General features: G+C 66.7%; 16 protein-coding genes. 10 read left to right on the forward strand and 6 right to left on the reverse strand.

Annotated elements, in window-relative coordinates; all coding sequences use genetic code 11:
* Position 1: 1 nt before the first annotated feature.
* The gene (locus tag ACILR9_RS35440) at positions 2-967 is read right to left on the reverse strand and encodes an OmpA family protein (RefSeq protein ID WP_395709486.1); all 966 of its coding nucleotides are present in this window, start codon (positions 965-967) and stop codon (positions 2-4) included.
* 342 nt (positions 968-1,309) lie between these two features.
* Here ACILR9_RS35440 and ACILR9_RS35445 point away from each other — a divergent pair, with 342 nt between their 5' ends.
* The 7 genes from ACILR9_RS35445 (at position 1,310) to ACILR9_RS35475 (ending at position 8,067) form a co-directional block, all read left to right on the forward strand.
* Positions 1,310-2,101: an enoyl-CoA hydratase-related protein gene (locus ACILR9_RS35445; protein ID WP_395714709.1), complete on the forward strand. Its 792-nt coding sequence runs from the start codon at positions 1,310-1,312 to the stop codon at positions 2,099-2,101.
* Between the two features lie 134 nt (positions 2,102-2,235).
* Complete coding sequence (locus tag ACILR9_RS35450) at positions 2,236-3,063, forward strand: CoA-transferase subunit beta (protein WP_395714710.1); 828 nt, start codon at positions 2,236-2,238, stop codon at positions 3,061-3,063.
* Positions 3,060-4,211, forward strand: coding sequence for an acyl-CoA dehydrogenase family protein (locus ACILR9_RS35455; RefSeq protein WP_395714711.1), 1,152 nt, complete (start codon positions 3,060-3,062; stop codon positions 4,209-4,211). Before ACILR9_RS35450 ends, ACILR9_RS35455 begins: the two co-directional genes overlap by 4 nt.
* Before the next feature lie 4 nt (positions 4,212-4,215).
* On the forward strand, positions 4,216-5,109 hold the full coding sequence (locus tag ACILR9_RS35460) for a CoA transferase subunit A (RefSeq protein ID WP_395714712.1): 894 nt from the start codon (positions 4,216-4,218) through the stop codon (positions 5,107-5,109).
* Positions 5,106-5,825 carry a FadR/GntR family transcriptional regulator gene (locus ACILR9_RS35465; protein ID WP_395714713.1) on the forward strand — a complete coding sequence of 240 codons (720 nt, stop codon included), beginning with the start codon at positions 5,106-5,108 and terminating at the stop codon, positions 5,823-5,825. Before ACILR9_RS35460 ends, ACILR9_RS35465 begins: the two co-directional genes overlap by 4 nt.
* A gap of 41 nt (positions 5,826-5,866) precedes the next feature.
* A complete protein-coding gene (locus ACILR9_RS35470) occupies positions 5,867-6,838 on the forward strand; it encodes a Bug family tripartite tricarboxylate transporter substrate binding protein (protein WP_395714714.1) in 972 nt (323 codons plus the stop codon).
* Positions 6,835-8,067 (forward strand): CaiB/BaiF CoA transferase family protein, encoded by a 1,233-nt coding sequence (locus ACILR9_RS35475; RefSeq protein ID WP_395714715.1) that lies wholly within the window; start codon positions 6,835-6,837, stop codon positions 8,065-8,067. Before ACILR9_RS35470 ends, ACILR9_RS35475 begins: the two co-directional genes overlap by 4 nt.
* A 177-nt stretch (positions 8,068-8,244) precedes the next feature.
* On the opposite strand, the gene ACILR9_RS35480 is transcribed toward ACILR9_RS35475, so the two are convergent.
* The 4 genes from ACILR9_RS35480 to ACILR9_RS35495 are packed head-to-tail and all read right to left on the reverse strand — an operon-like array spanning position 8,245 to position 11,567.
* Positions 8,245-8,679 (reverse strand): Zn-ribbon domain-containing OB-fold protein, encoded by a 435-nt coding sequence (locus ACILR9_RS35480; protein ID WP_395714716.1) that lies wholly within the window; start codon positions 8,677-8,679, stop codon positions 8,245-8,247.
* Positions 8,676-9,857, reverse strand: a complete 1,182-nt coding sequence (locus ACILR9_RS35485) for a thiolase C-terminal domain-containing protein (RefSeq protein ID WP_395714717.1) — start codon at positions 9,855-9,857, stop codon at positions 8,676-8,678. The genes ACILR9_RS35480 and ACILR9_RS35485 overlap by 4 nt, the downstream gene beginning before the upstream one ends.
* A 10-nt stretch (positions 9,858-9,867) precedes the next feature.
* Positions 9,868-11,070, reverse strand: coding sequence for an amidohydrolase family protein (locus tag ACILR9_RS35490; protein ID WP_395714718.1), 1,203 nt, complete (start codon positions 11,068-11,070; stop codon positions 9,868-9,870).
* 35 nt (positions 11,071-11,105) lie between these two features.
* Positions 11,106-11,567: a MarR family winged helix-turn-helix transcriptional regulator gene (locus tag ACILR9_RS35495; protein WP_395714719.1), complete on the reverse strand. Its 462-nt coding sequence runs from the start codon at positions 11,565-11,567 to the stop codon at positions 11,106-11,108.
* A 181-nt stretch (positions 11,568-11,748) separates the two neighbouring features.
* Here ACILR9_RS35495 and ACILR9_RS35500 point away from each other — a divergent pair, with 181 nt between their 5' ends.
* Both ACILR9_RS35500 and ACILR9_RS35505 read left to right on the forward strand, forming a co-directional pair.
* Positions 11,749-12,033: a type II toxin-antitoxin system RelE/ParE family toxin gene (locus ACILR9_RS35500; RefSeq protein ID WP_395714720.1), complete on the forward strand. Its 285-nt coding sequence runs from the start codon at positions 11,749-11,751 to the stop codon at positions 12,031-12,033.
* Positions 12,005-12,325, forward strand: a complete 321-nt coding sequence (locus ACILR9_RS35505) for a HigA family addiction module antitoxin (protein WP_395714721.1) — start codon at positions 12,005-12,007, stop codon at positions 12,323-12,325. The genes ACILR9_RS35500 and ACILR9_RS35505 overlap by 29 nt, the downstream gene beginning before the upstream one ends.
* A 77-nt stretch (positions 12,326-12,402) precedes the next feature.
* On the opposite strand, the gene ACILR9_RS35510 is transcribed toward ACILR9_RS35505, so the two are convergent.
* Positions 12,403-13,002 (reverse strand): pyridoxamine 5'-phosphate oxidase family protein, encoded by a 600-nt coding sequence (locus ACILR9_RS35510; RefSeq protein WP_395714722.1) that lies wholly within the window; start codon positions 13,000-13,002, stop codon positions 12,403-12,405.
* Between the two features lie 53 nt (positions 13,003-13,055).
* Between ACILR9_RS35510 and ACILR9_RS35515 the strand changes: the two genes are divergently transcribed.
* On the forward strand, positions 13,056-14,558 hold the full coding sequence (locus tag ACILR9_RS35515; protein ID WP_395714723.1) for a PLP-dependent aminotransferase family protein: 1,503 nt from the start codon (positions 13,056-13,058) through the stop codon (positions 14,556-14,558).
* Positions 14,559-14,680 lie beyond the last annotated feature (122 nt).

Here is a 14,680-nt window from a genome sequence, read left to right on the forward strand (position 1 = left end):
CTTACTGGATGACGATCTCGACGCGGCGGTTCTGCGGCTCGCGCACGCCGTCGCCGGTCTGCACCAGCAGGCCCTGCTCGCCGCGGCCGATCACCGTGATCGCCGTCGCCGGCACGCCCTCGCGCACCAGCGCGTCCTTGACCGCATTGGCGCGCCGCAGCGACAGCGCCATGTTGTAGGCCTCGGGGCCCGACGTGTCGGTATGGCCGGTCGCCGTGATGCGCGCGTTCCCCTTGGCCTTGAACGCCGCGGCCGCCTGCTTGATCGTGTTCAGCGCCTGCGCCGACAGGTTCGAGCGGTCCCAGTCGAAGAACACCATGTAGGACGGCGGCGCAACCGCAGCAGCCGGCGGCGGCGGGGGCGGCGGCGCCGCAGGACCGAACTTCAGCTGCAGGCCCAGCATGATGCTGAAGTTGTTGTTGGTCCAGCTGGTGCCGTTGATCGTCGGGTTCGACGTGCCGTAGTACCGGCCGTCCAGGTTGACGCGGAAGTTGGTGTCGACGTTCCAACCCAGGCCGATGATGCCCTGGTAGGCGAACACCGTGCTGCCCAGCGACTGGTTGCTGTCGACGAAGCCCACGCCGGCGCCGGCGCCGATGTACGGCGTGATCACCGAGGCAGGCATGAAGTCGTACAGCAGGTTGGCCATGATGCCAAGCTGACCGACCTTGCTGTTGATCGCCGTGTTGGGCACGCCGATGTTGAGGCCGTTCTGGCGATAGACACCCTCGATTTCCACTCGCGGACCGACAAAGTCGTAGCCGATCACGCCACCGACCGCCCAGCCGGTCTGCGGGGTCACGCTCACCGTCGCGAAGTTGGGGGCGAGATTGGTGTTGGCCGTGAAATTCAACAGCCAGTTCAGGCCGCCTTCCGCACCGATATACACCCCCGGCGCCGGAGACTGCGCCTGGGCCGCAACCGGCAGAACCATCAATGCGGCGGCGGCCACCAAAGCCTTCTTCATGGGTAAATCCCCTCGAATAACTGAACTCACAAGCGCAGGCGGCGGACTGCTTCGCCAACACTGGACGTTATATACACACCAGCCTTTGTGCACTTCAACAAATCGGGCCATGGCGTGGCAACTCGGTGAAGACGTGTGACCCATCGGCAACAGTGCTCATTCTGTGTGAACCTCCGGACGGAGTTCTTGCACGTGCGCCACACCATATATGGTAGCTGCTGCCTCAATTCGATGGATCGCGGCACACCGTTTCGCAGGGGCTGCGGACGTTGCTGAGGGCCGTTTTGTCGGCCACCCAATTGAGCTAAATCGTCGTTCACGGAACCACGAGGGGGATACGCCATGGGCCAGTACAGCAAGGTCGAGATCGACGGTCGCCTGATGATCGTCACCATCAATCGCCCGGAGGTCCGCAATGCGTGCCATCCCATGGCGAACGAGGAGCTGGTTGCTGCCTTCGACGAGTTCCACAGCAATCCCGACCTCTGGGTCGCCATCATCACCGGCGCCGGCAACGAGGCGTTCTGCGCCGGCAACGACCTGAAATACCACGCCGAACTGCAGGCCAAGACGGGCAAGCGCCCGGTTCATCCGGCCAAGGGGTTCGGCGGGCTGACGAACCGCTATGATCTCGACAAACCGGTCATTGCGGCAGTGAACGGCGTGGCGATGGGTGGCGGCTTCGAGATCGCGCTCGCCTGCGATATCGTCGTAGCGTCCGACAATGCCCGCTTCGCGCTACCCGAGCCGCGGGTTGGCTTGGCGGCAGGCGCCGGCGGCATGCAGCGCCTGTCGCGCATGATCCCGCTCAAGAAGGCGATGGGCATGATGCTTACCGGCCGCCACGTGCCGGCCAGGGAGGGCTACGAGCTCGGCTTCGTCACCGCCGTGGTGCCCCAGGCCGACCTCATGAAAGAGGCACGGCGCTGGGCTGACGAGATCCTCGCCTGCTCGCCCATGTCGGTGCGCGCCACCAAGCAGGTGGTCATGCGCTCGCTCGATGTCTCGGCCCTCGAGGTTGCCACCCACAATTTGCACTATCCGGCCTTCGTCGCCATGACGCGCAGCGAAGACACGGTCGAAGGACCGAAGGCTTTCGCCGAGAAGCGCAAGCCCAACTGGAAGGGGCGATAGCTTCTCCCGAGGGGCTCTCGCTGGAGGCTCGCCACTGGAGGTGGCGCGCCCCAGCGATGATCGAACCACCCTTGACTGAATATTGGTCGGACCATTAAATAGCCGGACTAATGGACCAAAAGGGAAGGAAGAAGATGCCCGCCTCGACCGCCGGCTTCGCCCTGGGCGAGATGCTGGCCGTGCTCCTGGCCCGCGACATGGCCGACGGCGAGAAGGCCATCGTCGGCACCAACTCGGACATCCAGGTCGCGGCCTGCAACTTCGCGCGCCAGCGCCACGCGCCGCATCTCTGGTGGGTCTCCGGTCCGGGCGGCATGACCAACCCGACCGAAGGCGTGATCCGGCCGGCGGCCGATGCCGAGAACATCGCCGTCGCCCAGGCAGTCATGGACCTGCCGCAGATGATCGACTTCATCGACTGGCAGGTGCACTTCTTCGACTTCGCCATCCTGGGCGCCCTGCAGACCGACCGCTTCGGCAACATCAACACCGTCTGCGTCGGCGACCACGCCAGGCCGCGGCTGCGCGGGCCGGGCACGGTCGGCATCAGCGCCCTCTGCGGCCTGTCGCGCCGCTTCTACATCATGATGACGCGCCACGACCGCGGCGCCTTCGTGCCCAAGGTCGACTTCATCTGCGGCGCCGGCCATCTCCAGGGCGGCAGCTCGCGCACCGATTTCGGCCTTCCCGAAGGCGGCCCGCGCCTCGCCGTGACGCCGCTCGGCGTGTTCGACTTCGCACCCGACAGCAAGGCGATGCGCATCCGCTCGCTGCACGAGGGTGTGACGCTTGAGGAGGTGCGCGACAACACCGGCTTCGATCTTCTGGTGCCCGACACGATCCAGCGCACCACCCCGCCCGACGCGGAAGAGCTGTTCGTGCTGCGCCACGCCGTCGACACCACCGGCGTGCTGGCGCGCAAATTCCCCTGGCCCAGGGCCGAGCGAAAGGCCGCGCGATGAACAAATATCACTTCGAGGAACACCACCTGCTGCTGCGCGACCAGGTGCGCAAGATGGTGGAGAAGCACGTCACGCCGATCGCGTCTGAGATCGACGAGAACAACCGCTTCCCCGACGAGCTGGTCGAGATCTTCGGCGACATGGGGCTGCTGCAGCTCTGGGTACCGCAGGAATATGGCGGGCCGGGCGGCGACTTGACCTCGGTCTGCCTGGTCAAGGAGGAGATCGCCAAGGTCTCGGAGTCGGCCGCCCTGCTCGCCGCCAACAATTCCTTCGGCCTCATCCTGCCGATCCTGAATTTCGGCAGCGAGGAGCAGAAGCGGCACTATCTCGGCCTGTCGGCCAAAGGCCGCACCCTCACGGCGGTCGCCATCACCGAGCCGGGCACCGGCTCAGACGTCTCGTCGATGAAGACGCGCGCGGTGAAGGACGGCAACAGCTGGGTGCTGAACGGCGGCAAGATCTACATCACCTTCGGCTCGGTGGCGCATTTCATCATGGTGTTCGCGCGCACCAGCGAGGGCAAAGGCGCCAACGGCATCTCGGCCTTCATCGTCGACACCAAGACCAAGGGATTCTCGTACGGCAAGCAGGACCGCAAGATGGGCATCCGCGGCGTACCCAACGTGCCGATCTTCTTCGACGACCTGCGCGTGCCGGCCGAGAACATGATCGGTCCCGAGGGCCAGGCCTTCAGGACCTGCATGCGCATCCTCGATCTCAACCGGCCGACCATCGGCGCGATCTCGTGCGGTCTGGCGCAGGGCGCGATCGACCAGGCGACCGCCTACGCCCGCCAGCGCAACCAGTTCGGCCGGCCGATCGCCGAGTTCCAGGGCATCCAGTTCATGCTGGCCGACATGCAGATGCAGACCGAGGCGGCACGCTGCATGCTCTACGATTGCGCCCGCATGGCCGACCGCGAGGACTGGGACGGCTTCTCGGCCAAGGCGTCGATGGTGAAGTGCTTCGCCAGCGACACCGCCATGAAGGTCACCACCGACGCGGTCCAGATCTTCGGCGGCGCCGGCTACATGCGCGACTTCCCGGTCGAGCGCTACATGCGCGATGCCAAGATCAACCAGATCTTCGAGGGCACCAACCAGATCCAGCGGCTGGTGATCGCCCGCCACATGCTGCGGGGCTGACGCCATGGCGACCACGAAACAGGGAAAGATCGTCGACCTCGATACTGCGCTGTCGGCCGTCGAGGACGGCATGACGGTGGGCATCGGCGGCTGGATCTTCCATGGCCAGCCGATGGCGCTGATCCGCGGCTTGGTGCGCCGCGGCGCGCGCGATCTCACGCTGGTGCCGGCGCCTGGCAGCATCGCACCCGACATGCTGATCGGGGCCGGTTGCGTGCGCGAGACGGCTTGCGTCTTCATCAGCTTCGAGCATCTCGGCCTCGCCCCCAACTTCCGCCGCGCCGCCCAATCGGGTGCGCTCAAAGTGCTGGAGATGGACGGGCCGGGCATCGCCGGCGGCCTGCGCGCCGGCGCCTGCGACCTGCCCTACGGGTTGGTCCCCGACCTCGGCACCGACCTGCCGAAGGTCAATCCGCAGGGCTACCGCAAGGCGCGCATCCAGGAAGGCGGCCGGCCGCTCCTCGAGGTGCCCGCGATCAAGCCCGACATCGTCTTGCTGCACGGCCAGCAGGCCGACGAGGAAGGCAACGTGCAGTATTTCGGATCAGGCTACTTCGACCTGCTGATGGCGCAGGCAGCCAGGCACGTGATCTGCTCGGTCGACCGCATCGTGCCGGTGAGCACCGTGCGCCAATCGGCGCGGCTGACCAAGATCCCGTCGGCCTTCGTGCATGCCGTCGTGGTGACGCCGTTCGGCGCCCATCCCGGCTGCAGTCCCGGCCTCTACGCCCAGGACGAGAAGCATCTCGCCGCCTATGTCGCGGCGAGCCGTGACCAGGCCTCGTTCGATGCCTATCTCACGGATCATGCTCGTCTGACCGGTGGCGAGGCGGCCTATCGCGAACGCATCGGCGCCAACGCCCTCGCCGCGCTCAGCGCCGGCGGCGGCGCGCCGTGAGTTCCGGCTTCGACCCGATCCGCCGCCACCGCCTGTCGGACCAGGTGTCGGCGCAGATCCAGGGCCGCATCGCCTCGGGTGAGCTGCGCTCGGGCGACAAGCTGCCGCCCGAGCGCGAGCTCGCCGAGAGCTTCGGCGTCAGCCGCGGCGCGGTGCGCGAGGCGCTGCGCAACCTCGAGCGCACCGGGCTCGTCGCGCTGCAGGCCGGTGCACGCGGCGGCGCCTTTATCGGCCAGGGCGATCCCAACCTGATCGGCGACAGCTTCCGCAACCTCTACCAGCTCGGCAGCGTCTCGCTCGACGAATTGACCGAAGCAAGATTGTGGCTCGCCTCGACCGTGGTGCGCATCGCCTGCGCCCGTGCCACCGAGCAGGATCTCGCCCGCCTCACCGCCAACGTCGACGAGGCCGAGCGGCTGCTCGCGGCCGGTCGCTACGACGACAAGATCGACGTCCATATAGAGTTCCACAATCTCCTGGCGCGGACCACGCGCAACGCGGTGATGGTGATGCTGATGGGCGCGCTGATGGAGCTGATGCGCGACTTCGCGCATGCCGCCGGCGGCGAGCGCAACGACCTCACGATCAAGTCGCGCCGCCGTTTGCTCGAGGCCCTCCATCAGCGCGACGCCGACGCCGCCGTGGCGGCAATGACAGGCCACCTCGAAAGCCTGCGCGAGCGCTACCGCGAGCGCGCGATCCGGCCGCCGGGATGACCTCTTCCGGAGCGAACAACAAACCACTTCAGGAGGAAACAATGATCACAAGACGTAGAGGTCTCGCCGGTCTCGCCCTGGCGCTCGGCCTGTTGCCGGTCGCCGCGCTGGCGCAATATCCCGACAAGCCGATCCGGCTGGTGGTGCCCTACGCGCCCGGCGGCACGACGGACATCATGGCGCGCACCCTGCAGGAGCCGTTGTCGAAGGCGCTGGGCCAGCCGGTGATCATCGATAACAAGGCAGGCGCTGCAGGTGCCATCGGCACCGCGCAGGTCGCGCATGCCGCCCCCGACGGCTACACGCTGGTGTTCGGTAACAACGGGCCGGCCGCCATCGTGCCGCTGACCCAGAAGGATGTCGGCTACGATCCGCTGAAGGACTTCGCCCCGGTTTCGCTGGTGTCGCTCGCGCCCATGACCCTGGTTGTGCATGCCAGCGTGCCGGCCAGCACGATCAAGGAGCTGATCGCCTACGGCAAGGCGCAGCCCAGCGGCCTCGACTACGGCACGGCGGGCGCCGGTTCGCTCGGCCATCTCGCCACCGAGCTGTTCGGCAAGGAGGCCGGCATCAAGCTCGTACACGTGCCCTACAAGGGCCAGGGTCCCGCGACCCTGGCGGTCATGAATGGCGAGGTGAAGATGCTGCTCACCTCCTCGTCGGACACGCAGGATGCCGCCGTCAAGGCGGGCAAGCTCAAGCTGCTCGGCGTGTCGACCGCCACGCCTTCGCCGCTGATGCCGGGTGCGCCGCCGATCGGCGACTCGCTGCCCGGCTACGAGAGCACGGTGTGGTTCGGCATCCTCGCGCCCGCCGGCACGCCGGCGCCGGTGATCGACAAGCTCAACACCGCGATCCGCCAGGTCCTGGGCGATCCCGAGCTGAAGAAGAAGTTCGTCGGCTATGGCTGCATCGCGACGGCGAGCACACCGCAGGAGTTCGGCGCCATGATCGCCGCCGAGATCCCCAAGTGGAAGAGCGTGGTCGAAAGCGCCAAGATCACGGCGCAATGACGATGGAACAGGACATGGAGCCCGCGCTGGCTGGCATTCGCGTCGTCGACTTCACGCATTTCGTCGCCGGCCCCTTCTGCACCCAGTTGCTGGGCGACTTGGGCGCGGAGGTCATCAAGATCGAGAACGCCGCACGCGGTGACGACTTTCGCCGGGTCGGACCGCAAGTGGCACCAGGCCAAAGTGCACCCTTTCTCTGGACCAACCGCAACAAGCAGGGGCTCGCCCTGGATCTCAGGAACGAGGCCGGGCTCGGCGTGGCCAAGTCCCTGATCGCCAACGCCGACATCGTGGTGGAGAATTTCAGTGCCGGCGTCATGCGCCGCTTCGGCCTGGACTACGATACGGTCGGCGCCGACCTTCCACGGTTGATCTATTGCACCGTCTCCGCCTTCCGGCGTGATGGCCGCTTCGCCGAGCGGGCAGGTTTCGACCCGATGGTCCAGGCGGAAAGCGGCTTCATGTCCCTGAACGGCTATCCCGGGTCGCCACCGGTGCGGACCGGCCCGGCGATCATGGACATCTCGACCAGCCTCATGGCCTGCAACGCCGTGCTGGCGGCATTGGCGGCGCGCAGTCGCACGGGGCGCGGCCAGCGCGTCGAAGTCTCGTTGTTCGATACCGCCGTCACGATGCTGGGCTTCCACGCCATGTACCAACTTGCGGGCTGCGCAGAGCCGACCCGCTTCGGCAATCACAGTCCCGACACGGCTCCGATGGGGCTCTTCCAGGCAGCCGACGGTCCGCTCTACATCGCTTGCGCCAATGACCAGACCTTTCGCCAGCTCGCCGTCGAGGTGATTGGCAGCGCCGAGCTCGCGGCCCCCGACTACGCCAGCAATGCCGACCGCGTCAGAAACCAGGAGCGGCTGGCGACGATCTTGAACGAGGCGTTGGCCCATCACACGCGCCAACATTGGAAGGAGCGCATGGAGGTTGCGGGCGTGCCTGTCGGTGTCGTGCGCACCCTCGGCGAGGCGATGACGTCCGAGGAGATGCGGGACTCCGCGCTGGTGAGCCGCATCCCCCATCCCACGGCCGGCACCGTCCCCAACATCGCCGCGCCTCTGCGCCTCGACGGCACACCGGTCGTCTCCCCCGTCGCCGCGCCGACGCTGGGCCAGCATCGCGATGCGATCCTGGCCCGTGTCCTCGGCTACGACGAGCAACGCATCGCCGAGCTCGCCCAAGCAGGCGCGTTTGGTGCACCTGACATTTCTCTCGCGTAATCGCCTACGACACGGACACATCTTCGATCCTCCCCCGTCGTACGGGCTGTGGAATTCACACATCATGCTGTCCTCCCCGCGCTTCGCGCAGGGAGGACAGCATGATGTGTTAATTCGACAGCGATTACGGCGGAGAGGTTCGAAACAAGTCGATTCGCTAGGCCTGATCGGGCGTAGCTACGCCACCTTCCATTGCACCAGGGTGAACGGCGGCTTGGCATCGTCGTGCGGCTCGAACACGGCTTCGACCGCGGCGCCGATCTTGACCTCCTGCTTGGGATCGCCCAGCAGGTTGCCCAGCATGCGGACGTTGCCGGCATCCGGCAGCTCGACCAGCACGACGATGTAGGGGCCGTGGCCCTTCAGCGCCGGATGGACTGGATGCCACGGCCGCTCCCAGCTGTAGATGCGGCCCTTGCCCGACACCTTGTGCCAGCCCATGTCGAACGACAGGCACTTGTGACAGATCCATTCAGGGCCCCACTGGAAGGTGCCGCAGGCCTTGCAGCGCTGCACCATCAGCTCGCCCTTGCGGGTGGCGTCCCAGTAGGGCTTGTCGAGCCCGTCATTCTCGGGAACGGGGATCGGCAGTCCGCTCGGCAGGTAGCTCACAGCACGGCCTCCGCGCCCAGGATCATGCTCGAGACCGGTGTCACCATCGGGCCGGAAATCACCATCGATACCTCCGCGTCGGCCACCTGTGCCGTCGACTGGCCGCGCAGCTGGCGGACCGCCTCGACCTGCAGCTCGAGGCCGTGCATGTAGCACTCGGCGAGATTGCCGCCCGACGTGTTGAGCGGCAGCTTGCCGGTCGGCGCCATCAGGTTCTCCGGCGTCAGGAACTCGTTGGCCTGCCCGGCGCTGAAGAAGCCGTGCTCGACCAGGCTCATCAGCACGCCGCCGGTGAAGTTCTCGTAGCTCTGCACGACGTCGACGTCGGCCGGCTTGATGCCGGCCATGTCGTAGAGCTGCGGCGCCACGGTGGTGAAGCTCGACGTGGCATAGAGCGGCGCGTTGTGGCCGCGCGCACCGTTGCGGTACTCCGAGCCCTGCGCCGAGCCCAGCAGGTAGGCGGGCTTGTGGCGATGATCGCGCGCCGTCTCGGCCGGCACGATGATCAGCGCGGCGGCGCCGTCGTTCTCCTGGCAGCAATCGAACAGGCGCCACGGCTCGACGATCCAGCGCGACGCATCGTAGGACTCGGCGGTGAGCGGCCGGCCATGCATCACCGCGCGCGGATTGCTCTGCGCGTGATGGTACGAGGCGAGCGCGATCGCCCGCTGGGCCGACGGCTCGATGCCGTTCTCGTGCAGGAAGCGCATCGCGCGCATGGCGTATCGTTGCGCCGGCGACATCACGCCGTAGGGCGCGTTGAGGGCAGCCTCGCCGACCGCGACGCCGCCCGGCGGGGCGGCGCCAAAGCGCTGGAACTGACCTTGGGCCAGGGCGCGGAACACGACGACGCAATCGGCCATGCCGCACGCCACGGCCGCCGCGGCGTTGCCGACCGCGGCCGATCCGCCGCCACCGCCGCCGCCCCAGTTCATGTTGGAGAAGCGCATCGCCGGGATGCCGAGCGCCGCAGCGAGCCGCGACGGCTCGTTGCGGTCGTTCGAGTAGGAGGCAAAACCGTCGATGCGGCGCGGGTCGATGCCGGCATCCTCGCAGGCCGCCAGGATGGCCTGCAGGGCGAGCTTGAACTCCGACACCGGCGCCATACCGTGCTTGTAGTACGGCGTCTCGCCGACGCCGACGATCGCCACCTTGCCGCGAAGCGTACGCTTGCTCATGGTCGCTCCGTCAGTTGGCGCGGTAGCGCGCCGGAACCTCGATGCCGAGGAAGCGCGCGCAGTTCAATCCCAGCACCTTGGCGCGCGCCCCGTCGGAGAGCTGGCCCATCGTGCGCTCGATCGCCTCGGCCGAATGCGGCCAGGTGCCTTCATGGTGCGGGTAGTCGTTGGCCCACATGAAGTTGCCGTCGAGCCCGTGCGACTCGGCGAGATCGAGCCCGGCCTTGTCCTCCTGGAACGACGCGAAACCGTGCGCCCGGAAATAGTCGCTCGGCAGGTGCTTGAGCTTGGGCCGCACCCAGAAATGATGCTTCTTGTAGGCCTCGTCCATGGCATCGAGCAGCCACGGCACCCAGCCGATGCCGGCCTCGATGGTGGCGAAGCGCAGCTTGGGGAATCGCTCGAGCACGCCCGAGGCGCACAGATTGGCGACCGGCTCGATGGTGGGCGACAGCGAGTGCGAGACGTAGTTCACGACCGCGCCGCCGTTGCCGCGCGCCGCGCGCGGGTCGCGCCCGGTCGAGACATGGAAGGTGATCGGCAGGTTGGCGTCCTGGATGACCGCCCACAGCGGATCGAAGTGAGGCAGGTTGTAGTTCACGTGGCCGCTGTCGTGAGCGCCCCACACCGGCTTGCACGGCAGCGTCAGGCACTTGAAGCCGAGCCTGGCCAGCCGCTCGACCTCGGCGATCGAGCCCTCGAGATCGGCGGTGGCGATGCTGCCCGCCGGGACCATGCGATCCTGGTGCGTGCCGAACTGCTCCCACGCCCAGTCGTTCCACACCCGGCATTGCGCCATGGCGAACTCCGGATCGGGCGTCGCCCACATCGCCAGCCCCTTGTTGGGGAAGATCAGCTCGACGTCGATGCCGTCGAGGTCGTGATCGGCGAGCCGGCCCAGCGGATCGGCGCCCGCCTTGTTGCGCGCCATGTCCTCGCCTTCCAGCGTCGACAACCGCAGCCGGTCGGGCCGATGGCCTTCGCTGACGCGCCATTGCACGCCGTCCTTGTCGGTGTACACGCGCGGCAGGCGATCGCGATACTTGGCGTCGATACGATCGACCCACAGCGTGGCCGGCTCGTTGGCGTGGCCGTCGGCCGACACCATGAAATACTTCTTCGCCGCGTCGGGCCGCGCGCTGCGCGGCCAGCCGGCGGCGCCCGGCGACTCCAGGCGCCAGCGATTGGGCTCGTTCACCACGATCTGGTTCATCGCTTCCTCCTTCTTGATGGCTTGGTGATCGCAACTCAGTCGGCGGCCGGCGCGGCGATTTCCTGCCGTTCCTCCAATTCCCGGTCGATGATGGCAAAGACCCGCTGACAGGCCTCGAGCTCCCCTGCCGGAACCTTGGCCAGCAGCCGGGCCTGGATCTCGTAGCCCACCTTGGCGGCGCGCTTGGCCAGTTCCCGGCCAACCGGCGTGAGATGAATGCCCCGCGCCCGGCGGTCGCTCTCGTCCTCGCGCCGTTCGATCAGCCCGCGCCGCTCGAGGTTGTCGAGCAGGCGGACGAGCGATGGCCCCTCGATCGACAGCGCCGTCGCCAACTCCTTCTGCCGCACGCCGTCGCCCAGCCGGCGCACGTAGACGAGCGGCCGCCAAGTCGCCTCGGTGAGGCCGAGCAGGCGCAGATCGCCATCGATCGCCTGGCGCAGGCGCCGCGCGATGCGGGCGACGCGAAAGCCGAAATCGATGCTGGGGCGCGGCGGCATGGAAATAAAGATAGGATGCTAATCATATACATGGCAAGAGACGATGCGATCGGCCTTTCAGCCTGCGATACGGGCGCCGCGCCCTCCGGCGCGGCGCACACGCACGTTCCACAGCTCTCGCGGACCCTCGGCGCGGCCAGGTGCCTTGCGAAAGAATGCATAACGTCATACGTTATAGCTGATGATCGTCAGCTTTCGCGATATGGAAACTGCGCGAGTATGGCGCGGCGAAAGAAGCCGGCGGTTACCGTTCGGTATCCAGAACGTGGCTTTGCGAAAGCTTCGTCTGCTCAACCGATCGCGCGACCTGAACGATCTGAGAGTGCCGCCCGGCAATCGTCTCGAAGCGCTCAAGGGCGATCGGTCCGGACAGCACAGCATCAGGATAAATGACCAGTGGCGGATCTGCTTCGCCTGGACCGCCGGAGGACCGAAGGATGTCGAAATCGTCGACTACCACCATTAGGGGCTCGATGCTTCACAATCCCCATCCGGGCGAGATCCTGGCGGAAGACTTCATGAAGCCGATGGGCCTCACTCAAAACGGCTTGGCCCGGGCTCTGGGTGTGCCCCCGCGCCGCATCAACGAGATTGTCCTGGGCAAGCGCGCCATCACAGCCGACAGCGACCTCCGGCTCGCCCGCTACCTCGGCGTGTCGGAGGGCTTCTTTCTCGGTTTACAGGCTGATTTCGAGCTGTTGGAGCAACGTCGGAAGATAACCAAGGAACTTAAATCGATCCGGCCGCACGCCGCCTAGAGCGCTTCCATCAAATCGAGAATGCGCTCAAGGGTATAGGTTGTTGCAAGAGGCACTTTCCGCTCGGCTGTTCCAGCCTATCGGAGCGTGCTCCAGCGCCCTTCGCCAGACCACGCGCCGCCGCCGGGTGGCTGCGCGTCAGGCGTCTTGCTGCGGTCGATTGCCGGCCAGCGACCGGCGATCCCGGGCAGCACGATCTCCTTGCCGGTGAGTCGCTCGATCGAAAGCGCATAGAGCGTGATCTGGTCGAGACGCGGGAAGAAGCCTGCTGGCCGCTCCGGCCCTGCCGTACGGTACTTGGCCATCAACGCCTCGAAGAAGCGCTGCTTGGCCTCCACCGCTTCCACGACGGTCACCCGGCCGAACGCGGCGACGCTGGCGTAGGAAACGGTCGAATCGCATTCGAAGCGGCCGTAGTCGAAGACCTCGCCCGGCTCGTCGATCACGAAACAGGCACGTGGCTCGTGATCGATGTTCGATCGAAGATGCCCCCTCGCCCTCGTGCCATGCATGTGGATGGCACCGTCCATCCACAGGTAGAGCATGGTCGTGCAATAGGGCGCCCCATCGGCGCCGACCGTCGCCAGACGGCCGCAGAAGCCTCGCCTCAGCAACGCCTCGACGCGCTCGGCGTCCATCGCCAGGTCCTGGCGTCTGATGTCCGTAGGTCCACTCATGGGCGCCACTGTCCTGCTTGAGTGGTTGCTTTGAAATAGCCATTCTTGACTAGATGAAAGGACCAATTTCCGCATTCCCTATTCTCTCGATTGATCGTCGCTCAGCGATACCGCTGTTCCGGCAGGTCTATGCCGCGCTGAGCGCCGCCATCCTCGATCAGCGACTGCCTCCCGGTGCCAGGCTCCCGGCGACGCGTTCCCTGGCAGAGCAGCTCAGCCTGTCGCGCACGGCCGTCGTCGCCGCCTACGAGCAACTTCTCGCCGAGGGCTACACGACGGGCCGCGTCGGCGCGGGCACCTACGTCTCAACCGATCTGCCCGGCAAACCGCGGGGGCGCGTTGCCAAGCCGCCCACAGCGGTCGGGCGCACCGATCACGGCATTCCACGCCTCGCCGGCCAGGTCGATGTCACGCTTCAGAACGATGCACGCCCGTTCAATCTCGGCCGCACGCTGGTCGACTCCCGCACCATGGACATCTGGCGGCGCCTCAGCGCACGTTCGCTGCGCAGCCTGTCGCGCAGCCATCTCGGCTACGGCGATCCGCGTGGTTCGCCCGAGTTGCGCAGCGCCCTCGCGGCCTATCTCGCCAGCCATCGCGCCGTGCGCTGCGATCCGGAGCAGATCATCGTCACCAGCGGCACCCAGCACGCCATGGACCTCGTCACGCGCATCTTGCTGCCATCTGGCAGCGAGGCCTGGATCGAGGATCCCGGCTATCCGTTGACCCGCGAGGCGCTCACGGCTGCCGGCGTAACCCTGCATCCCGTCCCCGTCGACAGCCAGGGTCTCGACGTCGCGGCGGCAATGAGAACCGCGCCGCGAGCGCATGCCGCTTTCATCACGCCCTCACATCAGTTCCCGACGGGCGTCGTCCTGTCGATGGCGCGGCGCCTCGAGTTGATCGCCTGGGCCCGTAGCGCCGACGCCTGGATCGTCGAGGACGACTATGCGAGCGAGTTCCGATACGGCGGGCACCCGCTTGCAGCGCTGCAAGGGCTCGATGGCGAGGGACGGACGCTCTATGTCGGCACCCTCAACAAGGGGTTGTTCCCCGGCCTGCGAGTCGGCTACCTGGTCGTGCCGGAGATGCTGCTTCCTCGCTTCGTGGCGACCCGCTACCTCGCCGACCGCCAGCCCCCCGGCCTTCAGCAAGAGGTGCTCGCGTCCTTCATCGCCGACGGCCATCTCGCATCGCATATCCGTCGTATGCGCAACCTCTACCGCGGGCAGCGCGACCGGCTGGTCGATGCGCTCCGCCGGCAGGCCAGTGATTTCCTGCAGATCGATCCACCCGATCAGGGAATGCACCTCGTCGCGTACTTGCGCGACGGGTTGTCCGACACCGCGATCGCCCGGGCCGCACTGGATCACGACGTCGTCGTGCGCCCCCTTTCTCGCCTGTACGTCCGAGCGAAGCTGCGGCAAGGCTTGCTACTCGGCTTCAGCGGCTATCCTGCTTCCTCGATCGCTCGGGCGGCCGGTCAGCTGGCGAATGCCAGCCGCAATCTCGCCATCAAAGCACATCAGATGCTCGCAGAGGCTCGGGACCCTTGATGCGGAGAGGATCGGGGTGCCGAACGGGGCTCCTCACCGTTTTCGAGGTTTTTCATCCTCGATGCTGGCCATTTTGCTTGTCGACGGAAGCGACAATTTCCGGGCAGCATCCAACAAGTCAG

Source organism: Reyranella sp. (genome assembly GCF_044224635.1).
Taxonomy (GTDB): Bacteria; Pseudomonadota; Alphaproteobacteria; order Reyranellales; family Reyranellaceae; genus Reyranella.